Annotated in this window: 18 protein-coding genes; 9 read left to right on the top strand and 9 right to left on the bottom strand. The window is 69.9% G+C overall.

The window, feature by feature from the left end; translation table 11 throughout:
• Window positions 1–49 precede the first annotated feature (49 nt).
• The 6 genes from QF032_RS08925 to QF032_RS08900 form a co-directional block, all read right to left on the bottom strand.
• Window positions 50–1012: a PAC2 family protein gene (locus QF032_RS08925; protein WP_306953749.1), complete on the bottom strand. Its 963-nt coding sequence runs from the start codon at window positions 1010–1012 to the stop codon at window positions 50–52.
• A gap of 151 nt (window positions 1013–1163) precedes the next feature.
• Entirely contained in the window at window positions 1164–1835 is a 672-nt protein-coding gene (locus QF032_RS08920; protein ID WP_020128291.1) for a FadR/GntR family transcriptional regulator, read from the bottom strand.
• A 218-nt stretch (window positions 1836–2053) separates the two neighbouring features.
• A complete protein-coding gene (locus QF032_RS08915) occupies window positions 2054–3670 on the bottom strand; it encodes a glycerol-3-phosphate dehydrogenase/oxidase (RefSeq protein ID WP_306953751.1) in 1617 nt (538 codons plus the stop codon).
• Between the two features lie 9 nt (window positions 3671–3679).
• Window positions 3680–5218 carry a glycerol kinase GlpK gene (glpK, locus tag QF032_RS08910; protein WP_057579641.1) on the bottom strand — a complete coding sequence of 513 codons (1539 nt, stop codon included), beginning with the start codon at window positions 5216–5218 and terminating at the stop codon, window positions 3680–3682.
• A gap of 75 nt (window positions 5219–5293) precedes the next feature.
• Complete coding sequence (locus QF032_RS08905; RefSeq protein ID WP_306953753.1) at window positions 5294–6088, bottom strand: MIP/aquaporin family protein; 795 nt, start codon at window positions 6086–6088, stop codon at window positions 5294–5296.
• A 376-nt stretch (window positions 6089–6464) separates the two neighbouring features.
• Window positions 6465–7229, bottom strand: coding sequence for an IclR family transcriptional regulator (locus tag QF032_RS08900; protein WP_306953755.1), 765 nt, complete (start codon window positions 7227–7229; stop codon window positions 6465–6467).
• Window positions 7230–7584: 355 nt separating this feature from the next.
• On the opposite strand from QF032_RS08900, the gene metH reads away from it, so the two are divergent.
• From metH to QF032_RS08880, 4 genes are all read left to right on the top strand, one after another.
• The gene (gene metH / locus QF032_RS08895) at window positions 7585–11103 is read left to right on the top strand and encodes a methionine synthase (protein ID WP_307055644.1); all 3519 of its coding nucleotides are present in this window, start codon (window positions 7585–7587) and stop codon (window positions 11101–11103) included.
• A 113-nt stretch (window positions 11104–11216) separates the two neighbouring features.
• On the top strand, window positions 11217–11915 hold the full coding sequence (locus QF032_RS08890) for an HAD family hydrolase (RefSeq protein ID WP_307041350.1): 699 nt from the start codon (window positions 11217–11219) through the stop codon (window positions 11913–11915).
• Window positions 11916–12389: 474 nt separating this feature from the next.
• Window positions 12390–13997 carry an ABC transporter substrate-binding protein gene (locus tag QF032_RS08885; protein ID WP_307041347.1) on the top strand — a complete coding sequence of 536 codons (1608 nt, stop codon included), beginning with the start codon at window positions 12390–12392 and terminating at the stop codon, window positions 13995–13997.
• 100 nt (window positions 13998–14097) lie between these two features.
• On the top strand, window positions 14098–15678 hold the full coding sequence (locus QF032_RS08880; RefSeq protein WP_307055642.1) for an ABC transporter substrate-binding protein: 1581 nt from the start codon (window positions 14098–14100) through the stop codon (window positions 15676–15678).
• A 139-nt stretch (window positions 15679–15817) separates the two neighbouring features.
• Here the strand turns inward: QF032_RS08880 and QF032_RS08875 are convergent, their stop codons facing one another.
• Window positions 15818–16489 carry a response regulator gene (locus tag QF032_RS08875; protein ID WP_307055640.1) on the bottom strand — a complete coding sequence of 224 codons (672 nt, stop codon included), beginning with the start codon at window positions 16487–16489 and terminating at the stop codon, window positions 15818–15820.
• 14 nt (window positions 16490–16503) lie between these two features.
• The gene (locus tag QF032_RS08870; RefSeq protein WP_307055638.1) at window positions 16504–17493 is read right to left on the bottom strand and encodes a RecB family exonuclease; all 990 of its coding nucleotides are present in this window, start codon (window positions 17491–17493) and stop codon (window positions 16504–16506) included.
• 152 nt (window positions 17494–17645) lie between these two features.
• Between QF032_RS08870 and QF032_RS08865 the strand changes: the two genes are divergently transcribed.
• The 3 genes from QF032_RS08865 to QF032_RS08855 all read left to right on the top strand — a co-directional run bounded on the left by QF032_RS08865 (window position 17646) and on the right by QF032_RS08855 (window position 21066).
• Window positions 17646–19271 carry a site-2 protease family protein gene (locus QF032_RS08865; RefSeq protein ID WP_307055637.1) on the top strand — a complete coding sequence of 542 codons (1626 nt, stop codon included), beginning with the start codon at window positions 17646–17648 and terminating at the stop codon, window positions 19269–19271.
• A 73-nt stretch (window positions 19272–19344) separates the two neighbouring features.
• Window positions 19345–20247 carry a tRNA (adenine-N1)-methyltransferase gene (locus tag QF032_RS08860; RefSeq protein ID WP_307055635.1) on the top strand — a complete coding sequence of 301 codons (903 nt, stop codon included), beginning with the start codon at window positions 19345–19347 and terminating at the stop codon, window positions 20245–20247.
• 246 nt (window positions 20248–20493) lie between these two features.
• Window positions 20494–21066, top strand: a complete 573-nt coding sequence (locus QF032_RS08855; protein WP_306953768.1) for a hypothetical protein — start codon at window positions 20494–20496, stop codon at window positions 21064–21066.
• Window positions 21067–21123: 57 nt separating this feature from the next.
• Here the strand turns inward: QF032_RS08855 and QF032_RS08850 are convergent, their stop codons facing one another.
• Entirely contained in the window at window positions 21124–21429 is a 306-nt protein-coding gene (locus tag QF032_RS08850) for a ferredoxin (RefSeq protein WP_306953770.1), read from the bottom strand.
• Window positions 21430–21672: 243 nt separating this feature from the next.
• Here QF032_RS08850 and arc point away from each other — a divergent pair, with 243 nt between their 5' ends.
• Window positions 21673–23439, top strand: coding sequence for a proteasome ATPase (gene arc / locus QF032_RS08845; RefSeq protein WP_057579618.1), 1767 nt, complete (start codon window positions 21673–21675; stop codon window positions 23437–23439).
• Window positions 23440–23672: 233 nt separating this feature from the next.
• The gene (gene dop, locus QF032_RS08840; protein WP_373430310.1) at window positions 23673–25184 is read left to right on the top strand and encodes a depupylase/deamidase Dop; all 1512 of its coding nucleotides are present in this window, start codon (window positions 23673–23675) and stop codon (window positions 25182–25184) included.
• The last annotated feature ends 180 nt before the right edge of the window (window positions 25185–25364 follow it).

Below are 25364 nucleotides of genomic sequence, written 5' to 3'. Positions count from 1 at the left end.
CGGACGGCCTCAGCCGGCCGACGACCGCTTTCCGCTGTTTCCGCCGCTTTCAGTCCTCCGACGAATCGCCGTCGTCGGAGGCCTCCTCGCTCGGCTTGTCCCCGGCGGCCTCCTCGCTCGGCTTCGGGGGCCTCGGGGGACGGGTCCGCTCCCCGGGGCCGGGCGGGCCGCCGCCGTCCCGCCGCCGCAGATAGCGCTCGAACTCGCGGGCGATCGCCTCGCCCGACGCCTCCGGCAGCTCAGCGGTGTCCCGGGCCTCCTCCAGCGTCTGGACGTACTCGGCGACCTCGGTGTCCTCGGCGGCCAGCTGGTCCACGCCCACCTGCCAGGCACGCGCGTCCTCGGGCAGCTCGCCCAGCGGGATGCGGACGTCGATCAGGTCCTCCAGGCGGTTGAGGAGGGCCAGCGTCGCCTTCGGGTTCGGCGGCTGCGAGACGTAGTGCGGCACGGCCGCCCACAGGCTCACCGCGGGCACCCCCGCGTGCGTGCACGCCTCCTGGAGGACGCCGACGATGCCCGTGGGGCCCTCGTACTTGGTCTCCTCCAGGTCCATCCGCTGCGCCAGGTCCGCGTCGGACGTCGTCCCGCTGATCGGCACCGGCCGCGTGTGCGGGGTGTCGCCGAGCAGGGCGCCCAGGATGACCACCAGCTCCACGCCCAACTCGTGGGCGAAGCCGAGCAGTTCGTTGCAGAACGAGCGCCAGCGCATCGACGGCTCGATGCCGCGCACCAGCACCAGGTCACGGGGCTTGTCGCCGCCGACCCGGACCACGGACAGTCTCGTCGTCGGCCAGGTGATCTTGCGCACGCCCGCGTCCAGCCACACCGTCGGACGGTTCACCTGGAAGTCGTAGTAGTCCTCGGCGTCCAGCGCCGCGAACACCTCGCCCTTCCACTCCCGCTCCAGGTGTGCGACCGCGGTGGAGGCTGCGTCGCCGGCGTCGTTCCAGCCCTCGAACGCGGCCACCATGACCGGGTCGATCAGCTCGGGAACCCCCTCGAGCTCGATCACCCAGCGCCTCCTTCCGACGTGCCCTCGCTTGACCACCCAACCTTACGGCGTTCTGCGGGGGCGCCCGCAGCCCCCTTGCACGGGGGAGTGAACGGATCACTGCCCCGTTCGCCACCCCTGAACACCCCGGAACACCCCGGAACGTGAGCCTTCACAGAGTGGACCGCAGCCACTGCTCCACACTCGCGATGTGGACCGTCGCCCACGATCTGGCGGCCTCCGCGTCCCGGTCGCGCAGGGCCGCGAGGATCGCCCGGTGCTCCCGCAGGGTGCCGGCCACGGCGTCCTCCTGGGTCAGCCCCCGCCAGATCCGGGCCCGGGTGGTGGGCCCGGACAGCCCGTCCAGCAGCGAGCACAGCACCGAGTTGCCGGCGCTCTGCACGATGCCCCGGTGGAACTCCAGGTCGCCCGCGACGAGTTCCTCCACCGAGGGCTCCGCGCCGAGTTTGTCCAACTGGGCGTCCAGAGCGTCCAGCTGCTGCTCGCTGATACGCAGGGCGGCCATCGCCGTGGCGGCCGGCTCCAGTATCCGGCGCACCGCCAGGAATTCCAGGACCGTGTCGTCGCGGTGGAAGTCGACGACGAAACTCAGCGCCTCCAGCAGCAGTTGCGGGTCGAGGCTGGTGACGTAGGTGCCGTCGCCCTGCCGAACGTCCAGGATCCGGATCAGCGACAGCGCGCGCACCGCCTCCCGCAGGGAGTTGCGGGACAGCCCGAGGTCGGCGGCCAGCTCGCTCTCCTTGGGGAGCCGGTCGCCGGGGCGCAGCGCACCCGAGACGATCATGCCCTTGATCTTCTCGATCGCCTCGTCGGTGACTGCCATGACCGGCCTCGCTCTCGTCCGTCGTCCAGACATCGGATGTCTCGTCGTCATTATGAGGCCAGACCGGGCGACTGCCTCCACACCTGCGAAAGGGGCGGCTCCCTAGGGGTGGAGCCGCCCCTTCCCGGTTCCGGCCCCGGTACGGAGAGGGCCGTCCCCCGACGCCGGACCCGGTCAGGGCGGCGGGCCGGCGCAGGGTCGGTGTGCCGTCGGGCAGGTCACTTCTTGTCGAGCAGGTCCTGCACCTTGGCGCGCACGTCGTCCGTGGCGAGGCCGCGGATGGTCAGCGTGGTACGGCGGCGCAGCACGTCGTCCGCCGTCTCGGCCCACTCGTTGTCGCGGGCGTAGACGACCTGCGCCCAGATCTCCGGGGCGTCCGGGTGGACGCGCGCGGCCAGCTCGGGGTTGTCGTTGGCCAGCCGCGCGATGTCGAAGGCCAGCGAGCCGTAGTGGGTCGCCAGGTGCTTCGCCGTGTCGGCGGCCATGCGCGGGCCGGGCGCCGGGTTGTCGACCAGCAGACGGTGGGCGACCGCGCGCGGGTTGGCGACGCCGGGCAGGGGCAGCTTCTTCGGCAGCGAGGAGATCGGTTCGAAGTCGTCGCCCAGCGGGTGGCCCGGCAGCGCCTCCAGCTTCTGCATGACCGTACGGCCGATGTGCCGGAACGTCGTCCACTTGCCGCCGGCGACGGACAGCATGCCGCCCCTGCCCTCGGTGACGACGGTCTCGCGCTTGGCCTTCGCGGTGTCGCCGGGACCGCCCGGCAGCACGCGCAGACCGGCGAAGGCGTAGGTGATCAGGTCGCGGTCGAGCTGCTGGTCGCGGATGGAGAACGCGGCCTCGTCGAGTATCTGCGCGGTGTCCTTCTCGGTGACCGCGACGTCCGCCGGGTCGCCCTCGAATTCCTCGTCGGTGGTGCCGAGCAGCAGCATGTCCTCCCACGGGAGGGCGAAGGTGATGCGGTACTTGTCGATGGGGGTGGCGAGCGCGGCCCGCCAGGGCGCGGTGCGCTTCAGGACGAGGTGCGCGCCCTTCGACAGACGGATGGACGGCGCGGCGTTCGGGTCCTCCATCGTGCGCAGGTGATCGACCCACGGGCCGGTCGCGTTCAGCACCAGGCGGGCGTTGACGCCGAACTCGTCGCCGGAGAGCCGGTCGCGCAGGTCCGCGCCGGTGACCCGGCCCCTGGTGAAGCGCAGGCCGGACACCTCGGCGTGGTTGAGGACGACCGCGCCCGACTCGACGGCCGCGCGGACCGTCATCAGCGCCATGCGCGCGTCGTTCATCTGGTCGTCGCCGTACACGGCCACGGCCTTGAGGTTGTCGGTGCGCAGCTCGGGCACGTCCTGCGCGGCCTTGGCCGGGGACAGGAGGTGACCGACGCCGTCGCCGAACGCCGACAGCGCGGAGTAGGCGAAGACGCCCGCCCCGAGCTTCGCCGCGCCGTGCGGCCCGCCCTTGTACACGGGGAGGTAGAACGTGAGCGGGTTCGCCAGGTGGGGGGCCACCTGGCGGGAGACCGCACGGCGCTCGAAGTGGTTCTCCGCCACCAGCTTCACCGCGCCGGTCTGCAGGTAGCGCAGACCGCCGTGGAGCAGCTTGGAGGAGGCGGAGGAGGTGGCGCCGGCGAAGTCGCCGGCGTCGACCAGGGCCACCCTGAGGCCGGACTGCGCGGCGTGCCAGGCGGTGGAGATGCCCAGGATGCCGCCGCCGATGACGAGGAGGTCGTACGACGCCTTGGAGAGCTGCTCCCGGGTCTCGGCGCGGCTCGGGTTGGAGCCGGACGCCGGGCGCGTCCCCAGGGCAGGCACGGACTGCAGGGTGGACTGACTGGTCATGTGGGGTTCTTACTCCTCGTCCTCGAGCCAGCCCATGGTCCGCTCGACGGCCTTGAGCCAGCTCTTGTACTCACGGTCGCGGGTCTCCGCGTCCATGCGGGGGGTCCACTCGGCGGCCCGTCGCCAGTTGGCGCGCAGGTCGTCGGTGTTGGTCCAGAAGCCGACGGCGAGGCCGGCGGCGTAGGCGGCGCCGAGGCAGGTGGTCTCGGCGACCATCGGGCGCACCACGGGCGCGTCCAGGAAGTCCGAGAGGGTCTGCATCAGCAGGTTGTTGGAGGTCATGCCGCCGTCGACCTTGAGGGCCGCGAGCTCGACGCCGGAGTCCTTCGTCATGGCGTCGGTGATCTCGCGGGTCTGCCAGGCCGTGGCCTCCAGAACGGCGCGCGCGAGGTGCGCCTTGGTGACGTACCGGGTGAGGCCGGCGATCACACCGCGGGCGTCGGAGCGCCAGTACGGGGCGAACAGCCCGGAGAAGGCCGGCACGAAGTAGGCGCCGCCGTTGTCCTCGACGGAGAGCGCGAGCGTCTCGATCTCGGCGGCGGTGGAGATCAGGCCCATCTGGTCGCGCATCCACTGCACGAGCGAACCGGTGACGGCGATCGAGCCCTCGAGGGCGTAGACCGGCTTCTGGTCGCCGATGCGGTAGCCGACGGTGGTCAGCAGGCCGGAGTACGAGTTGATGATCTTCTCGCCGGTGTTCAGCAGCATGAACGTGCCGGTGCCGTACGTGGACTTGGCCTCGCCCTCCGCGAAGCAGGTCTGGCCGAACAGGGCCGCCTGCTGGTCGCCGAGCGCGGAGGCGACCGGGATGCCGCCGAGCAGGTCGCCGAGCCTGCCGCCGGTGACCTCGCCGTAGACCTCGGCGGAGGAGCGGATCTCGGGCAGCATCGCCAGTGGGACGCCGATGGACTCGGCGATCTTGTCGTCCCACTCCAGGGTGTGGAGGTTCATCAGCATGGTGCGGGAGGCGTTGGTGACGTCGGTGTAGTGCTTGCCGCCGTCGACGCCGCCGGTCAGGTTCCAGATGACCCAGGTGTCCATGGTGCCGAAGAGGATGTCGCCGGCCTCGGCGCGCTCGCGCAGGCCCTCGACGTTGTCGAGCAGCCAGCGGGCCTTGGGGCCGGCGAAGTAGGAGGCCAGCGGCAGGCCCGTCTCCCGGCGGAAGCGGTCCTGGCCGACGTTGCGGCCGAGCTCGCGGCAGAGGGCGTCGGTGCGGGTGTCCTGCCAGACGATGGCGTTGTGGACGGGCTGACCGGTGTTCTTGTCCCACAGCAGCGTGGTCTCACGCTGGTTGGTGATGCCGATGGCCTTGATGTCGTCACGGGTGATGCCGGCCTTCTCGATGGCTCCGGCGACGACTTCCTGGACGTTGGTCCAGATCTCGTTGGCGTCGTGCTCGACCCAGCCCGGCTTCGGGAAGATCTGCTCGTGCTCCTTCTGGTCGACGGAGACGATGCGGCCGTCCCGGTCGAAGACGATGCAGCGCGAGGAGGTGGTGCCCTGGTCGATGGCGGCGATGAACGGGCCGGCGGTGTGCGCGTCGGTCACTGAGTGCTCCTGGGGTTTCCGTGGATAAGAGGCTGTCTGTACGGCGCTGCCGAGTACGCGGTGCAGCTGGTGCTCTTAAGCAAAGGCGACGTTGTAGAGGCCTGCGGCGATCGCGCCGCCGATCAGCGGACCGACCACCGGGATCCAGGCGTAGCTCCAGTCGGAGCCGCCCTTGTTGGGCAGGGGCAGGAGGGCGTGCACGATGCGCGGACCGAGGTCGCGGGCCGGGTTGATGGCGTAGCCGGTCGGGCCGCCGAGGGAGAGGCCGATCGACACCACGACGAGCGCGGTGATCAGCGCGCCGAGGTTGCCGAGGCCGTTGCCCTTGTCGTTCAGGCCCTGCGTGAGGACGGCGAGGACCAGCACGATCGTGCCGATGATCTCCGTGGCCAGGTTCTGCCAGACGACGCGGACCTCCGGGCCGGTGGAGAAGACGCCCAGGACCGGGCCCGCGCCCTGCTCCTGCGCCTCGACGGCCTTGACCTTGGTGGACTGAGCGCCCGGCCCGCCGACGATCTCCTTGTCGGTCAGGTGCGCGTGGAACTGGCCGTAGTAGGCGACCCAGACCAGGGTGGCGCCGATGGCGGCGCCGAGCAGCTGCCCGGCCCAGTAGACCGGAACGTTGCTCCAGTCGTCGTCCTTGATCGCGAGTGCGAGGGTGACCGCCGGGTTGAGGTGGGCGCCGGAGAGGGGCGCCGAGGTGTAGACAGCCGTCAGAACGGCGAAACCCCACCCGAAGGTGATGGCGAGCCAGCCGGCGTTGCGGGCCTTGGAGGCCTTCAGCGTCACGGCGGCGCAGACGCCGCCGCCGAGCAGGATGAGTATGGCGGTACCGATGGTCTCGCCGATGAAGATGTCGGAGCTGGACACCCGCGACTCCTTTGTCCTTCGTCCAGGGAAGCCGAACCCCGGGTCCCGCCGGGGGTTCGAGCGCCCTCGGGGATGAGAGCGATGCCGGCCTTTGGCGTTGTCACACTCTAGCGCGTATTGCCGTTAGGTGTTCGACAATGTCGACCGATGGACGGGAGTCTTGCCCGGCGGTTACGTGTGCGTCAAGAGTGCCGTTATCGAAAACGCGATCGTTATTGATCGATGTGAGTTATCGATCTTCGCGTGGGTGCGCACATAATCGCCCCCGATGTCCACTTCAGTAGGCTTTTTGCAGGGTATGACAGAGGCCGGAACGTCGTCGGACGTCCCGGCCAGGTCTTACGCACTTCTCAGGAACGGCGGCCGCCCGGGCGGCTCAGAACCGCCCGCCGCCCAGGTCCCGGGAGACCGCGCGGGCGCAGTCGCGCACCGCGGCGATCAGCTCCGGACGCAGCTCGCCGTCCCGGCCCAGCCGCTCCACGGCGCCGGTGACGCCGACCGCCCCGACGGGCATGCGCCGCCGGTCGTGGATGGGCGCGGCGATGGACGCGACGCCCTCCCAGGTCTCCTCGACGTCCGCCGCGTACCCGCGCGCGCGGGTCATGTCGAGGATGTGCTCGAACGCCTCCGCGTCGCACACAGTGCGGTCCGTGTAGGGCTTGCGCTCGGCCTCCAGGGCCTCGCTGTGCGCGACCGGGTCGTAGGCCGCCAGCACCTTGCCCAGGGCCGTGGAGTGCAGCGGCTGCATCGCCCCGATCTCCAGCACCTGCCGGCTGTCGTCCGGCCGGAAGACGTGGTGCACGATCAGCACGCCCTGCTGGTGCAGCACCCCCAGGTGCACGCTCTCGCCGCTGGACCGGGCGAGGTCGTCCGTCCAGACCAGGGCACGCGCGCGCAGCTCGTGCACGTCCAGGTAGGTGGTGCCCAGGCGCAGCAGTTCCGCACCCAGCTGATAGCGCCCGGACGCGTCGTCCTGCTCGACGAAGCCCTCCTGCTGGAGGGTGCGCAGGATGCCGTGGGCAGTGCCCTTGGCCAGACCCGTGGACGAGGCGATGTCCGACAGGCCCAGCCGCCGCTCGCCGCCCGCGAGCAGCCGCAGCATCGCGGCCGCACGTTCGACCGACTGGATGTTCCGCGCCATCGCCCTCCCGCCTCCGTCCCCATCGGACCGCCTGCAGGCGGCATCCACCGCCACCGTTCGGCAATGTCGAACACTACCGGTCCATGCCGACCTCCCGCCAATGGTCGGTCGACATGTGTTCCGCCGCCCGTCCCCCGGAAGCAGCAAGGCCGACGCACGGCCGTGGCACCCGCCCGAAACCCGCCGCGGCAGGGCCCCCGTCCGGCCGCCTCACCCGTCCGCCCCGTGGACGCCCCTGACCATAAGGCCTCCGTCCGGCTACCCTGACGGCGTGCGCGCTCCTCGGTAAGCCCCTGCTCCACGCATCCCGAGGTGACGTGAAGCCGACAGCCGTCGCACCTGAGGGAGCCCTTTCATGGCCTCTGTGCCGCCGACCCCTTCCGCCGACAGCCGGACCCGTGTGTCCGCGCTCCGAGAGGCCCTGGCCACCCGTGTGGTGGTGGCAGACGGAGCCATGGGCACCATGCTCCAGGCCCAGGAGCCCACCCTTGAGGACTTCCAGGACCTCGAGGGCTGCAACGAGGTCCTCAACATCACCCGCCCCGACATCGTGCGCTCCGTGCACGAGGAGTACTTCGCCGCCGGCGTGGACTGCGTCGAGACCAACACCTTCGGCGCGAACCACTCCGCCATGGCCGAGTACGACATCGCCGAACGGGTCCACGAGCTGTCCGAGGCCGGCGCCCGCATCGCCCGCGAGACCGCCGACGCCTTCGCCGCACGCGACGGACGCACCCGCTGGGTCCTCGGCTCGATCGGTCCCGGCACCAAGCTGCCCACCCTCGGCCACATCGGCTACGGCACGCTGCGCGACGGCTTCCAGGCCAACGCCGAGGGCCTGCTCGCCGGCGGCGCCGACGCCCTGATCGTCGAGACCACCCAGGACCTCCTCCAGACGAAGTCGTCGATCCTGGGCGCCAGGCGCGCGATGGAGGCGACCGGCGCCGACGTGCCCCTGCTGGTCTCCATGGCCTTCGAGACGACCGGCACCATGCTGCTCGGCTCCGAGATCGGCGCCGCGCTCACCGCGCTGGAACCGCTCGGCATCGACATGATCGGCCTGAACTGCTCCACCGGCCCCGCCGAGATGAGCGAGCACCTGCGCTACCTGGCCCGGCACTCCCGCACCCCGCTGCTGTGCATGCCGAACGCCGGACTGCCGATCCTCACCAAGGACGGCGCTCACTTCCCGCTCGACGCCGAAGGCCTGGCCGACGCCCAGGAGAACTTCGTCCGCGACTACGGGCTCAACCTCATCGGCGGCTGCTGCGGAACCACCCCCGAGCACCTGCGCCAGGTCGTCGAACGCGTCCGCGGCCTCGAGCCCGCCGAGCGGAGCCCCCGCCCCGAGCCCGGCGCCGCCTCCCTCTACCAGACCGTGCCCTTCCGCCAGGACACCTCCTACCTGGCGATCGGCGAACGCACCAACGCCAACGGATCCAAGAAGTTCCGCGAGGCCATGCTGGCCGGCCGCTGGGACGACTGCGTCGAGATGGCCCGCGAGCAGATCCGCGAGGGCGCGCACCTGCTGGACCTGTGCGTGGACTACGTCGGCCGCGACGGCGTCGCCGACATGGAGGAACTCGCCGGCCGCTTCGCCACCGCCTCCACCCTGCCGATCGTCCTGGACTCCACCGAGGTCGAGGTCATCCGGGCCGGCCTGGAGAAGCTCGGCGGCCGCGCGGTGATCAACTCGGTGAACTACGAGGACGGCGACGGCCCCGAGTCCCGCTTCGCCAAGGTCACCAGGCTGGCCCAGGAGCACGGCGCGGCGCTGATCGCGCTGACCATCGACGAGGTGGGCCAGGCCCGCACCCCGGAGAAGAAGGTCGAGATCGCCGAACGGCTCATCGCCGACCTCACCGGCAACTGGGGCATCCGCGAGTCGGACATCCTCATCGACACCCTGACCTTCACCATCTGCACCGGCCAGGAGGAGTCCCGGGGCGACGGCGTCGCCACCATCGAGGCGATCCGCGAGCTCAAGCGCCGTCACCCCGAGGTGCAGACCACCCTCGGCCTGTCGAACATCTCCTTCGGCCTCAACCCGGCCGCCCGCATCCTGCTGAACTCCGTCTTCCTCGACGAGTGCGTCAAGGCGGGCCTGGACTCCGCGATCGTCCACGCCTCCAAGATCCTGCCCATCGCCCGCTTCAGCGAGGAGGAGGTGCAGACCGCCCTCGACCTGATCCACGACCGGCGCGCCGAAGGCTACGACCCCCTCCAGAAGCTCATGCAGCTCTTCGAGGGCGCCACCGCCAAATCCCTCAAGGCCGGCCGGGCCGAGGAACTGGCCGCGCTCCCGCTGGAGGAGCGCCTCAAGCGGCGCATCATCGACGGCGAGCGCAACGGCCTCGAGGCCGACCTCGACGAGGCACTGCTCACCCGGCCCGCCCTGGAGATCGTCAACGACACCCTGCTGGACGGCATGAAGGTCGTCGGCGAGCTGTTCGGGTCGGGCCAGATGCAGCTGCCGTTCGTCCTGCAGTCCGCCGAGGTCATGAAGGCGGCGGTGGCCCACCTCGAGCCGCACATGGAGAAGTCCGACGACGACGGCAAGGGCACCATCGTGCTCGCCACGGTCCGCGGCGACGTCCACGACATCGGCAAGAACCTCGTCGACATCATCCTGTCCAACAACGGCTACAACGTCGTCAACCTCGGCATCAAGCAGCCGGTCTCCGCGATCCTGGACGCCGCCGCCGAGCACCGGGCCGACGTCATCGGCATGTCCGGCCTGCTGGTCAAATCCACGGTGATCATGAAGGAGAACCTGGAGGAGCTCAACCAGCGCGGACTCGCGGCGGACTACCCGGTCATCCTCGGCGGCGCCGCCCTGACCCGGGCCTACGTCGAGCAGGACCTGCACGAGATCTACGGAGGCGAGGTCCGCTACGCCCGCGACGCATTCGAGGGCCTGCGCCTCATGGACGCCCTGATCGGCGTCAAGCGGGGCGTGCCCGGCGCGAAGCTGCCCGAGCTCAGGCAACGCCGGGTGCGCGCGAGCGCCGCCCCCGCCGAGGTCGAGGAGCGGCCCGAGGAGGGCCACGTCCGCTCCGACGTCGCCACCGACAACCCCGTGCCGACGCCGCCCTTCGAGGGCACCCGCGTCATCAAGGGCATCCAGCTCAAGGAGTACGCCTCCTGGCTCGACGAAGGCGCCCTCTTCAAGGGCCAGTGGGGCCTCAAGCAGGCCCGCACCGGCGACGGGCCGACCTACGACGAACTCGTCGAGACCGAGGGCCGGCCCCGGCTGCGCGGCCTGCTCGACAAGCTGCAGACCGACAACCTCCTCGAGGCCGCCGTCGTCTACGGCTACTTCCCCTGCGTCTCCAAGGACGACGACCTGATCATCCTGGACGAACAGGGCAACGAGCGGACCCGCTTCACCTTCCCCCGTCAGCGCCGCGGCCGCCGGCTGTGTCTGGCCGACTTCTTCCGCCCCGAGGAGTCGGGGGAGACCGACGTGGTCGGCCTCCAGGTCGTCACCGTCGGCTCGCGCATCGGCGAGGAGACGGCCAAGCTCTTCGCGTCGAACTCCTACCGCGACTACCTCGAACTGCACGGCCTGTCCGTGCAGCTGGCCGAGGCCCTCGCCGAGTACTGGCACGCACGCGTGCGCTCTGAACTCGGCTTCGCCGGCGAGGACCCGGCCGACGTCGAGGACATGTTCGCCCTGAAGTACCGCGGCGCCCGCTTCTCCCTCGGCTACGGCGCCTGCCCCGACCTCGAGGACCGCGCCAAGATCGCCGAGCTGCTCCGGCCCGAGCGGATCGGCGTCCACCTGTCCGAGGAGTTCCAGCTCCACCCCGAGCAGTCCACGGACGCCATCGTGATCCACCACCCCGAGGCGAAGTACTTCAACGCCCGGTGACGTCAGCGTGCCGCCCAGCACGCTGATCCGATAAGTCGTACACTGGTCGGTCCACTGCAGGCCGGTTCCCCACAGCGGGAACCGGCCTGCTCGTCCCTCAAGGAGGTACGCGGATGACCAGCACGGTTCCCGCGCCAGTAACCCGTACGGCCGAGGGCTCCGCCCTGCAGGCCGTGCTCCTCGACATGGACGGCACCCTGGTGGACACCGAGGGCTTCTGGTGGGACGTCGAGGTCGAGGTCTTCGCCGCACTCGGGCACACCCTCGACGACTCCTGGCGCCATGTCGTGGTCGGCGGGCCGATGAGCCGCAGCGCCGGGTTCCTGATCGAGGCGACCGGAGCCGACGTCACCGTCGGCGAACTCACCGTCCTGCTCAACGAGGGGTTCGAGGACCGCATCACCCGCGCCCTGCCCCTGATGCCGGGAGCGGCCCGGCTGCTCGCCGAGCTGACCGAGCACGAGGTGCCCACCGCCCTCGTCTCCGCCTCCCACCGCCGCATCATCGACCGCGTCATCGCCTCACTCGGCGTCGAGCACTTCCGCCTCAGCGTCGCCGGCGACGAGGTCGCTCACACCAAGCCGCACCCCGATCCCTACCTGTTCGCCGCCGCCGGCCTCGGCGTGGACCCCACGAGGTGCGCGGTCGTCGAGGACACCGCGACGGGCGTCGCCTCGGCGGAGGCAGCGGGCTGCCTCGTGGTCGCCGTGCCCTCCGTGGCACCGATCGCCCCCGCGTCACGACGCACCGTCGTCTCCTCGCTCGAACAGGTCGACCTGTCTTTTCTGCGCGGCCTGATGCCGCTCAACTGATCACCGCGACGACCATTCGTGATCGACCGATGACGGAAATGCAGCGGCCTTCACCCAGCGTGCACCGCCGATAACCAGGAATTCGGAGGATGCGCGCCACACGGAATTCCGATCTTCATCGGCCGCTTCGCGACGGCCGAATTCCGCCCGCCCCGAACCCCGCCAGGCTGTGACGTTCCCCACCCGGCCGGGGCTCGACAGATGACTCTCCGTGTGCGTCCCGGGCTCGCCGGGGACCTCCGGGGGTGTCCTTGTGTCCTGATTGGTAAGCGGCTGTACGAATCCTTCCACGGACGGCTGTTCAGTGCGTCCACAGCCGGTTTCGCTGCGTGATGGGCTTTCAACTCCGGTGGCTGCGAACGCTCCTGCCGACGCGGACTAATCTCGTTGCGAGAACATCGCCTACCCCCGTGATCCGCAGCGCCACCCCTGCATGCCGGGTACACGGACCGACAGCTCTGGAGAAACTCGAGCATGAACCGCAAGACTTTGGTGCTGCCGGCCGTGGTCGGTCTGCTCGCGCCCGTGCTCGCCGCCTGCGGAGGGTCCGACAGCGGCAGCGGCGGCGGCGACGCCATCGTCGTGGGCACCACCGACCGGTTCACCGCCAGCAAGGACGCCCCGGCCCCGCTCGACCCGGCTTACTCCTACGACGTCGGCACCTGGAACATTCTGCGCCAGACCGTGCAGACCCTGATGATCCAGCCCAAGGGCGAGGGCGAGCCCGTCCCGGAAGCGGCCGAGAGCTGCGGTTTCACCGACACCGGCAACGAGCGCTACGCCTGCAAGCTGCGCAGCGGTCTGCAGTTCGCCGACGGCGACGCGGTCACGGCGAAGGACGTCAAGTTCTCCATCGACCGCGCCCGCGCCATCAAGGCCGACTCCGGCGTCTTCGCCCTGCTGTCCACGATCGACACCATCGAAACGCAGGGCGACAACGAAGTCATCTTCCATCTCAAGACCGCCGACGCCACCTTCCCCTTCAAGCTGTCGACCCCGGTCGCCGGCATCGTCAACCCCGACGACTACGACAAGGGCAAGCTGCGCGACGGTTTCGCGGTCGACGGATCCGGCCCCTACATCCTCAAGGCCGACACCGACGGCGACGAGATGACCAAGGCCGTGTTCACCCGCAACCCCCACTACAAGGGGACGCTGAAGGTGAACAACGACGAGGTCGACATGGTGTCCTACAAGGACGCCGACGCCATGGGCACCGCCCTCCAGAAGGGCGACATCGACCTCATGACCCGCACCATGTCGCCGGAGCAGATCAAGAAGCTCGCCGAGAGCCCCGCCGGCGGAGACATCGACCTGGTCGAACTGAACGGCCTCGAGATCCGCTACCTCGCGTTCGACACCACGGACCCGGCCGTCAAGTCCAAGGCCGTCCGCCAGGCCATGGCCCAGATCATCAACCGCAACGAGCTGGTGTCCAAGGTCTACGGCTCCCAGGCCGAACCCCTCTACTCGCTCGTCCCGGCCAGCCTCACCGGTCACTCCAACTCGTTCGTCAACACCTACGGCGAACCCAACGTCGGCAAGGCCAAGGCCCTGCTGGCCGACGCGGACATCACCAAGCCGGTGAAGCTGACGCTGAACTACACGACCGACCACTACGGTCCGGCCACCAAGCAGGAGTTCGAGGTGCTGCAGAAGCAGCTCAACGACAGCGGCCTGTTCGACGTCACCATCAAGGGCACCGCCTGGGACGCCTTCGTCCCCGCCGAGCGCAAGGGCGAGTACGCAGTCTGGGGCATGGGCTGGTTCCCCGACTTCCCCGACGCCGACAACTTCGTCGCCCCGTTCCTCGACAAGGACAACTTCCTCAAGTCGCCCTACAGCAACAGCGACATCATCGACACCCTGATCCCGTCCTCCCGCCGCGAGGCCGACCGCCAGAGCGCCACCAAGAGCCTGACGGAGATCCAGGACATCGTCGCCAAGGACGTCCCGATCCTGCCGCTGTGGCAGGGCAAGCAGTACGTCGCCGCCAACAACGACGTCACGGGCACGGCGTACGCGCTCAACTCCTCCGCGACCCTGCAACTGTGGGAGCTCGGCCGCGGCGCGAGCAGCTGACGAGCCCTCTGCTCGCTGCTCCCCGTTCCCTGCCCTCTGCTCCCTGCCCGGGCCCCGACCGCGGCTCCGGTGCGACGAGAACACGACGACAAGGCACTACGTGAACCTGCGCAACCAGTGGCCGGTCCTGCCGATCATTGCGGGGCTGGCCTCCGGCCTGCTGACCGGCTGCGGCACCCAGAGCGGGGGCGCCGGTGGCGACGGCTCCTCGGTGGTCCTCGGCATGTCCGACGAGGTCCTGGCCACGGACCCCGCCTCCGGCTACGACCCCGGCTCCTGGCTGCTGTTCAACAACGTCTTCCAGTCACTGCTGAGCTTCCCCAAGGGCGGCACCGAACCCGAGCCCGACGCCGCCCGCGAGTGCCGTTTCACCGACACGCGCACCCAGGTCTACAGCTGCACGCTGAAGGACGACCTGAAGTTCAGCAACGGCGACGCGCTCACCTCGGAGGACGTCAAGTTCTCCTTCGACCGCATGCTGAAGATCAACGACGACGCCGGACCGGCGATCATGTTCGCCACGCTCGGCGCGGTCGAGACACCCGACGACAAGACCGTCGTCTTCAAGCTCAAGGCCCCCGACGCCACCTTCCCCAGCAAGATCGCCTCGGGCGCCGGCTCCATCGTCGACCACCGCCAGTACGACGCCGACGGGCTGCGCGAGGACGGCGAAGCCGTCGGCTCCGGCCCCTACACACTCGACTCCTTCAGCGACGACGAAGCCGTCTTCTCCGTCAACGACCACTACCGGGGCACCGCCTCCGACGCCCAGAACACCGGCGTCACCCTCAAGTTCTACGGAGGTGACCAGAAGGCCCTCAAGCAGGCCCTGCTCGACGGCGACGTCGACATCGCCTACCGGGGCCTGACCGCCACCGACGTCGCCGACATCCAGCAGAGCACCGACGCCCGTGCCGAGGTCGTCGAGGGCAGCAGCGCCGAAGTCCAGCACCTCGTCTTCAACATGGACGACGCGGTCGCCGGAAAGCTCGGCGTGAGGCGGGCCATCGCCCACCTCATCGACCGCGAAGCCCTCATCAAGAACGTCTACCAGGGCACCGCCGACCCGCTCTACTCGATCATCCCGGCCGGCATCGCGGGCCACAACACCGCCTTCTTCGACCGCTACGGCGCCCGGCCCTCCCGGACCAGGGCCGCCGCCGCACTCGCCGCGGACGGCATCACCGACAAGGTGCGGCTCACCCTCTGGTCGACCCCGTCCCGCTACGGCCCGGCCACCGACCAGGAACTCAAGGCCGTCGCGGCCCAGCTCAACGCCAGCGGCCTGTTCGACGCCGACGTCAAGTCCGTCGCCTTCGGCCAGTACGAGAAGGACATCGCCGCCGGCAAGTACGGCGTCTACGTCAAGGGCTGGGTGCCCGACTACCCGGACGCCGACAACTTCACCTCGCCCTTCTTCGGCGAGGGCAACGTGCTGAGCAACCACTACACCGACAAGACGATCACCGGGACGCTCATCCCGCGCACCGCCGCACAGAGCGACCGCAGCGCCACCGACGCCGACTACGGCAGGCTGCAGAACATCGTCGCCGCACAGGTGCCCGTCCTGCCCGTCTGGCAGGGCAAGCAGTACGCGGTCGTCGGCGAGAACGTCTACGGCCTGGAGAACTGCCTGGACGCCTCCACCGTGTTCCGCTTCTGGGAACTCAGCAAGAGCTGAGCCCCGCGCACGACAGCCCCCCGCACGACAGCGAAGGGCGCCCCCTGCCGTAGGCGGTTTCCAGGGGGCGCCCTTCGTCGTCGTACCCGTGCCGCGCCACCGGACCCGAACACCGCGGAGCCCGGCTCCCGCAGCTCGCCTACTGGGCGCCGGGACGCACCAGACCGCTCTCGTACGCGTACACCGCGGCCTGCACCCGGTCCCGCAGCCCCAGCTTCGTCAGCACATGCCCGACATGCGTCTTCACCGTGGTCTCGCTGACGAAAAGGTCGGCGGCGATCTCGGCGTTCGACAACCCCCGCGCCACCAGCTTCAGCACCTCCACCTCCCGGTCGGTCAGCGTGTGCAGCGTGTCCGGCACCGTCTCCTCGCCCGACGGCAGATGCGTGGCGTACTTGTCGAGCAGCCGGCGCGTGATGCTCGGCGCCAGCATGGCCTCACCGGACGCCACCACCCGGATCGCCTGCACCAGCTCATTGGCCGGGGCGTCCTTGAGCAGGAACCCGCTGGCCCCCGCCCGCAGCGCCTCCACCACGTACTCGTCCAGATCGAACGTGGTCAGCACCAGCACCTTCGCCGGACCGTCCCGCCCGGGACCGGTGATCTGCCGGGTCGCCTCCACCCCGTCCATCCGCGGCATGCGGATGTCCATGAGCACCACATCGGGCTGCAACGCCCGCACCTGGTCGATGGCCTGCAGACCGTCTCCGGCCTCGCCGACGACCGCGATGTCCTGCTCGGCCTCCAGAATCATCCGGAAGCCCGTGCGCAACAGCGGCTGGTCGTCGACCAGTAGGACGCGGATGGCCACGTAGATCTCCTTCTCTAGCCCGGCCCCATTCTGCCCTGCGCCCCGTCCTGTGACGCGGCCGCCCTCACCGGCGCCGACGTCGGCGCATCGAGTGTCACCGGCAGCGGATACGGCGGGGGAGTACCGCCGAACTCCGGACAGTGCGCCCGGTGATCGCACCAGCCGCACAGCTTCGTCGGCCGGGGCCGCCACTCACCGGTCCGCGTCGCCTCCCGGATCGCCTCCCACAACGCGAGCAGCTTGCGCTCCACACGCTCCAGATCCGCCAGGACCGGGTCGTACGTCAGCACGTCCCCGCTCCCCAGGTACACCAGCTGCAGCCGCCGCGGCACGACGTTCTTCAACCGCCACACGACCAGCGCGTAGAACTTCATCTGGAACAACGCGCCCTCGGCGTACTCCGGCCGCGGAGCCTTGCCCGTCTTGTAGTCGACGATCCGCACCTCACCCGTCGGCGCCACGTCGACCCGGTCGATGATCCCGCGGAGCCGCAGACCCGACTCCAGCTCGGTCTCCACGAACAGCTCCCGCTCGGCAGGCTCCAGCCGCGTCGGATCCTCCAGGGTGAACCAGCGCTCGACCAGCCCCTCCGCCTCCGCCAGCCAGCCGGCGAGCCGCTCGCCCTCCGGATCGTCGGCGAACAGCTCCACCACCTCCGGCCGCGTCTCCCGCAGCCGGTCCCACTGCCCCGGGATCAGCGACTTCGCCCCCGCCGCCGTCCGCTCGGCCGCCGGCGCGTCGAACAGCCGCTCGAGGACGGCGTGCACCAGCGTCCCCTTCGTCGCCGCCGGACTCGGCTTCTCCGGCAGCCGGTCGATCACCCGGAACCGGTAGAGCAGCGGGCACTGCATGAAATCACCGGCCCGCGACGGCGACAACGACGCAGGAGCCACCGCGACGACCCCCGCCGCCGCACCCTCCGGCCCGGCCGCCCCCGTGCGCGACGGCTCCTCCACCACACCGCCGTCGCCCGCCCGGACGACGCCCTCGCTGCTGTTCTCCATGACCACAGACCATACGGCCCGCCACCGACAGTCACCCACAAGCCGGGAAACACAGGGGGTGCCGGGCGGAACACCGCACGACCGCCGCATACCATCGGTCACAGACCCTCCCGCCCGGCACGGGCAGGAGACGCTTCGATCGAGGGGACACCGTGGTGGAAAGCGGCGGGAGCGGGCGGCCGCGGCCGGACAGCGAACAGTCGGCCGAGCACCCCGCGACACCTGCGCCCGCGGCCACCGACGTCCCGCCGAGCGAGCCCCAGGCCGCCGGGCCCACCGACGCCCACCGGCAGCAGCCGGCCCCGCACGCCGACAGCCACACCCCCGAAACGGCCCCCGCCCCCGCCCACGCCCCCGGCGACAAGGCCGCCCCCGGCACCGGTCGGCCCGGAGCGGACCAGGCCGGCCGCGGCGACACGGCCGACGGCGACGAGCCCGCAGCGGACGAGGCCGGAACCGACGAGACCGCCCCCGAAGCCGACGGAACCCACGCCGAGGACACCGGCGACACCGGCACCCGCACCGGACACCACACCGCCGGAACAGCAGCCGACGCGGGCGCCGACGCCGGGCGCCCCGCACCCCCCGCCCTCCCCAAGGGCCCCCCGCCCCAGCGCCCACCCGAGCAGCCCCGCGGCGGCATCCTCATGGGCCGCCCCTTCGGCGTGCCCGTCTACGTCGCCCCCAGCTGGTTCCTCGTCGCCGCCCTCATCACCTGGGTCTTCGGCGGCCAGCTCGACCGCGTCCTCCCCGAACTCGGCGCCGCCCGCTACCTCGTCTCCCTCTTCTTCGCGGTCGCCTTCTACGCCTCCGTCCTCATCCACGAACTCGCCCACACCATCGCCGCACTCCGCTTCAAACTCCCCGTCCGCCGCATCCAGCTCCAGTTCTTCGGCGGCGTCTCCGAGATCGAGAAGGAAGCCGAGACCCCGGGCCGCGAATTCTGGCTCGCCTTCGTCGGCCCCCTCCTCTCCCTCGCTCTGGCCGGCGTCTTCTACCTCGCCATGAACGCCGTCGAACCCGGCACGGTCCCGGGCGTCCTGGTCGCCGGCCTGATGATCTCCAACCTCATCGTCGCGATCTTCAACCTCCTGCCCGGCCTCCCCCTCGACGGCGGCCGCATGCTCCGCGCCGTCGTCTGGAAGATCACCGGCAGACCGATGAGCGGCACCGTCGCCGCCGCCTGGGTCGGCCGCGCGCTCGCCGTCTCCGTCCTCATCGGCCTCCCCCTCCTCACCCAGTCCGGCGCCCTCGGCTCCGGCGCCGAGGACAGCGTCGGCATGGACACCGTCACCGACGCGCTGCTCGCCGCCATCCTCGCCGCGATCATCTGGACCGGCGCCGGCAACAGCCTGCGCATGGCCCGCCTGCGCGAACACCTCCCCGAACTGCGCGCCCGCACCCTCACCCGCCGCGCCGTCCCCGTGGAGACCCACACCCCCCTGTCCGAAGCACTGCGCCGCGCCAACGACGCCGGCGCCCGCGCCCTCGTCGTCGTCGACGCCCACGGCGAACCGCTCTCCCTCGTCCGGGAGGCCGCGATCGTCGGCGTCCCCGAACACCGCCGCCCCTGGGTCGCCGTCAGCGGCCTCGCCCAGGACCTCAACGACGGCATGCGCGTCTCCGCCGAACTCGCCGGCGAGGACCTCCTCGACGTCCTGCGCGCCACCCCCGCCACCGAATACCTCGTCGTCGAGGAAACAGGAGAGATCTTCGGCGTACTCTCCGCCGCCGACGTCGAACGCGCCTTCGTCAAAGCCATGGCCCGTCCCAACTGACCACCGCACTCCCGAGCCGGTGTGCCCGCCCCCGATGGTCGGCGGCCCCGCCAAACGCCGGTAGGCTGTTCACATGTCCGAACCGACCGGTGCCGCCCGCAGGCGCGGGCCCTTCAAGGTCGGGGACCAGGTTCAGCTGACCGACCCCAAGGGCCGCCACTACACGTTCACGCTCGAAGCCGGGAAGAACTTCCACACCCACAAGGGTTCCTTCCCGCACGACGAACTGATCGGCGCACCCGAGGGCAGCGTTGTCCGCACCACCGGGAACGTCGCCTACCTCGCGCTGCGCCCCCTGCTCCCCGACTACGTCCTCTCCATGCCCCGCGGGGCAGCCGTCGTCTACCCGAAGGACGCGGGACAGATCCTCGCCTTCGCCGACATCTTCCCCGGCGCACGCGTCGTCGAGGCCGGCGTCGGCTCCGGCTCGCTCAGCAGCTTCCTGCTGCGCGCCATCGGCGACCAGGGCATGCTGCACTCCTACGAGCGCCGCGAGGACTTCGCCGAGATCGCCCGGCAGAACGTGGAGCGCTACTTCGGCGGCCCGCACCCCGCCTGGCAGCTCACCGTCGGCGACCTCCAGGACAACCTGTCCGACACCGACGTCGACCGCGTCATCCTCGATATGCTCGCCCCCTGGGAATGCCTCGAGGCCGTCTCCAAGGCGCTCGTGCCCGGCGGCATCCTGTGCTGCTACGTCGCCACCACCACCCAGCTCGCCCGGACCGTCGAGTCCATCCGGGAGATCGGCTCGTTCAACGAGCCCACCTCCTGGGAATCGATGATCCGCAACTGGCACGTGGAAGGCCTCGCCGTCCGCCCGGACCACCGGATGATCGGCCACACCGGCTTCCTGCTCACCGCCCGCCGCCTCGCCGACGGCGTCGAGCCGCCCATGCGCCGCCGCCGCCCCGCCAAGGGCGCCTACGGCGAGGACTACACCGGCCCCAACGCCGACGGAGGCAGCAGCCGCTGACCCGGCCCACGCCACCCCGCCCCAGCCAACGACAAGGCGCCGTGACCGAGTTCCCCCAGCACGACGGGAACACGGGCACGGCGCCTCCTCGTTGCCCCCGACCCGGAGTGCGGACCAGGCGCGCACCCCCACCCGCTCCGTACGTCCGAAATCCCGCACCCCGCCGTTCCCCCACCCTGTGACGTGTGGCACGATGCTGGCCAACCCCCACCCCCACCGGCACCGCCACCGCAGGAGAAACTCCTAGTGCAGCACCCCGCCGTCCCGGAACTGGCACACACCCACACCCGGCCGATCCACTGGGTCGCGACCGCCACCGCCATCGCCGGCGTCGTCGCCCTCTCCTCACTCCTGCAACCCAAACCCGCCACCGCCGCCCAGAGCGCCACCCCCGACGCCAAACCGGCCCCCACCACAGCCCCCTCCACGGCGGACGTCGACTTCCCCCTCGACTGCGGCCCCGAACAAGCCCTCGTGGTGAAAAAGGCCACCGGCGACCTCGACGGCGACGGCACCCCCGAAACCGTGGCCGTCGTCCACTGCGACGCCCCCATGGGCACCCCGCCCGACGGCGTCTACGTCCTCACCCACAACCCGGGCCACACCCACGCGCGCGTGGTCGCCACCCTCATCGACCCCAAGGCACGCAACACCGTCACCGGCCTCACCGTCACCGACGGAGCCGTCCTCGCCACCCTCCTCGGCTACTCGACCGCCGACGTGCCCAGTTGCTGCCCCGACGTCAAGGACAGCGCCAGATGGCAGTGGAAGGACAACACGTTCGTCCGCTCCACCCCCGCCGGCGCCCGCAGCATCTGAACCGGACCGTTCGCCCTGTGAGAAATCAGACAGCGCTCACCACACGCAGCCGACACGTCACTCGGCGTCCGGACCGTACACCTCGACCCGGTCCGAAACCCGACGCACATGAATGCAGTCGCCCGGACACTCCCGCGCCGAGTCGACCACATCCGTCAACAGCGGCAACGGAACCGGCGTCGCCGCCCCCACGGCCTGCAACAGCTCGTCGTCCGCACCCTTCACATACGCCAGACCGTCGATGTCCAACTCGAACACCTCGGGCGCGTACTGCGCACAGATCCCGTCGCCGGTACAGAGATCCTGATCGATCCAGACCTCCAGCGCCTCACCGCCGACACCGGCCTCCTGCTGCACGCCCATGACTCCTGCCGTTTATCGTCGAACCGCCGGGGAACCATGCAGGCTCCGACGGGTGTTGAACACTTCGACCCTACCCCCGGCGGCTTTCCAATCATGTTCGGTGGGTATTCCCCTGGCGTGAGGGAGAGCGCAAGGGTGAAGATCGGACACACCCCGACAGTCTTTGTGATCTAGGGGTTTCAATCGACACCCACCCAGGTAGGGTCTGGAAGCGTCCAGCTCCCCTTGGAGGAGGTGAGGACCGTGGCAGCCCACGACGACGACATGAACCGCGGCATCCGCCCGGGACGAGGGTCCGACGACCCGTCCGGGCAGATTGCCTACCTTGAGCAGGAGATCGCCGTCCTGCGGCGCAAGCTCGCCGACTCTCCGCGACACACGAGGATTCTCGAAGAGCGGATCGTCGAGCTCCAGACCAACCTGGCCGGCGTGTCCGCCCAGAACGAGCGACTCGCGGGCACACTCCGCGAGGCCCGCGACCAGATCGTGGCCCTCAAAGAAGAAGTCGACCGGCTCGCACAGCCACCGGCCGGCTTCGGCGTCTTCCTCACGGCGAACGAGGACGGCACGGCCGACATCTTCACCGGAGGCCGCAAACTCCGCGTGAACGTCAGCCCCGGCGTCGAGCTCGAAGAGCTCCGACGCGGCCAGGAAGTGATGCTCAACGAAGCGCTCAACGTGGTCGAGGCCATGGAGTACGAGAGCGTCGGCGACATCGTCACCCTCAAAGAGGTCCTCGAGGACGGCGTACGCGCCCTCGTGCAGGGACACACCGACGAAGAAAGAGTGGTCAGGCTCGCCGAACCCCTCCTCGACGTCGTCATCCGCCCCGGCGACGCCCTGCTCCTCGAACCCCGCTCCGGATACGTCTACGAGGTCGTCCCCAAGAGCGAGGTCGAGGAACTCGTCCTCGAAGAGGTCCCCGACATCGGCTACGAGCAGATCGGCGGCCTCGGCGGCCAGATCGAGATGATCCGCGACGCCGTCGAGCTCCCCTACCTCTACCCCGACCTCTTCAAGGAGCACGAGCTGCGCCCGCCCAAGGGCGTCCTGCTCTACGGGCCGCCCGGATGCGGCAAGACGCTCATCGCCAAGGCCGTCGCCAACTCGCTGGCCAAGAAGGTCGCCGAAGTCACCGGCCAGGCCACCGGCAAGAGCTTCTTCCTCAACATCAAGGGCCCCGAGCTCCTCAACAAGTACGTCGGCGAGACCGAGCGGCAGATCCGCCTCGTCTTCCAGCGCGCCAGGGAGAAGGCCTCCGAGGGCACCCCCGTCATCGTCTTCTTCGACGAGATGGAGTCCCTCTTCCGCACCCGCGGCTCCGGCGTCAGCTCCGACGTGGAGAACACCATCGTCCCGCAGCTCCTCGCCGAGATCGACGGCGTCGAAGGCCTGCAGAACGTGGTCGTCATCGGCGCCTCCAACCGCGAGGACATGATCGACCCCGCCATCCTGCGCCCCGGCCGCCTCGACGTGAAGATCAAGATCGAGCGCCCGGACGCCGAAGCGGCCAAGGACATCTTCCAGAAGTACCTCACCGAACGCCTGCCCCTGCACTCCGAGGACGTCGGCGAACACGGCGGCGACAAGACCACCACCGTCCAGAGCATGATCCAGACGGCAGTGGAACACATGTACGCCGAATCCGAGGAAAACCGCTTCCTGGAAGTCACCTACGCCAACGGCGACAAGGAAGTCCTCTACTTCAAGGACTTCAACTCCGGCGCCATGATCGAGAACATCGTCGGCCGCGCCAAGAAGATGGCCATCAAGGACTTCCTCGACAAGAACCAGAAGGGCCTGCGCGTCTCCCACCTCCTCCAGGCATGCGTGGACGAGTTCAAGGAGAACGAGGACCTCCCCAACACCACCAACCCCGACGACTGGGCCCGCATCTCCGGAAAGAAGGGCGAACGGATCGTGTACATCCGCACCCTCATCACCGGAAAGCAGGGCGCGGACACCGGACGCTCCATCGACACGGTGGCGAACACCGGACAGTACCTGTAAAAGCAGGGCGGCTGCGGGTGCCCACCACGGGTACCCGCAGCCGTTTGCTTTCCGGGCCACGGCTGGAGCAAGGCAATGACGCAAATGATCTCCCCACCAGCGCAGAGGCGTTCTAGGCTCTTCCGTACCGCCGGGTCGCTAGTTGCGGGGACGGGCACCGCACACGCACCGGAGCACCACCGGTATCTGAGCGGCGCCCACGACCGAGGGTGCCGCCGGGCAAGGAGGGCCGCATGACCGTACGGCGAGTAATGGGCATCGAGACGGAGTACGGCATCTCCGTCCCCGGCCACCCCAATGCCAATGCCATGCTCACCTCGTCCCAGATCGTCAACGCCTACGCCGCGGCGATGCACCGGGCCCGCCGAGCCCGGTGGGACTTCGAGGAGGAGAACCCGCTGCGCGACGCGCGGGGCTTCGACCTCGCCCGCGAGGTCGCCGACTCCAGCCAGCTCACCGACGAGGACATCGGCCTCGCCAACGTCATCCTCACCAACGGCGCACGCCTCTACGTCGACCACGCACACCCCGAATACAGCGCCCCGGAGGTCACCAACCCCCGCGACGCCGTCCTCTGGGACAAGGCCGGCGAACGCATCATGGCCGAGGCCGCCGAACGCGCCGCCGCGCTCCCCGGCGCCCAGCCGATCCACCTCTACAAGAACAACACCGACAACAAGGGCGCCTCCTACGGCACGCACGAGAACTACCTGATGAAGCGGGAGACCGCCTTCTCGGACATCGTGCGCCACCTCACGCCCTTCTTCGTCTCCCGCCAGGTCTTCGCGGGCGCCGGCCGGGTCGGCATCGGCCAGGACGGCCACGAACACGGCTTCCAGCTCAGCCAGCGCGCCGACTACTTCGAGGTCGAGGTCGGCCTGGAGACGACGCTGAAACGCCCCATCATCAACACCCGCGACGAACCGCACGCCGACGCGGAGAAGTACCGCCGCCTCCACGTGATCATCGGCGACGCCAACCTCTCCGAGATCTCGACCTACCTCAAGCTCGGCACCACGGCCCTGGTCCTGTCGATGATCGAGGACGGCTTCATCGCCGTCGACCTCGCCGTCGACCAGCCCGTGCGCACCCTCCACCAGGTCTCCCACGACCCGAGCCTCAAGCGGCTGGTCACCCTCCGCAGCGGCCGCACACTCACCGCCGTCCAGTTGCAGATGGAGTACTACGAGCTGTCGCGCAAATACGTGGAGGAGCGCTTCGGCGCGGACGCCGACGACCAGACCAAGGACGTCCTCGCCCGCTGGGAGGACACCCTCACCCGCCTCGAGAACGACCCCATGAGCCTCGCCGGCGAACTGGACTGGGTGGCGAAACGCGAGGTCATGGAGGGCTACCGGCGCCGGGACGACCTCGACTGGGACGCCGCCCGCCTCCACCTCGTCGACCTCCAGTACGCCGACGTACGGGCCGAGAAGGGCCTCTACAACCGTCTGGCGGCCCGCGGACGCATGAAGCGGCTCCTGGACGAGTCCGAGGTCGAGCGGGCCGTCAGCAAGCCCCCGGAGGACACGCGCGCCTACTTCCGCGGCCGCTGCCTCGAGCAGTACGCCGACGACGTCGCCGCGGCCTCCTGGGACTCCGTGATCTTCGACCTGCCGGGCCGGGACTCGCTCCAGCGCGTCCCAACCCTCGAACCCCTTCGCGGAACGCGAAATCACGTCAAGGAGCTCCTGGACCGCTGCCGCACGGCAGAAGACCTGGTCAAGGTCCTCTCGGGCGGCTGAACGGTTATCCGGACGGTACCTGCCCGGCGGGGTGGAAAGCGCCCTGGCCGGGAATCATCGAGATGGTCCCCGTGCTTTGACGCAACTGCGGGGCCGATGTCGGACCCGGCTTGTAGGGTCTGATCATCACCGATCGGCAGGAATGCCGACCTGTCGACCACATCGGGCGAAAGAGCGGGG

It is taken from the genome of Streptomyces achromogenes, from assembly GCF_030816715.1.
GTDB classification, from domain to species: Bacteria; Actinomycetota; Actinomycetes; order Streptomycetales; family Streptomycetaceae; genus Streptomyces; species Streptomyces achromogenes_A.
This window is presented reverse-complemented; position numbering and strand designations above follow the sequence as displayed.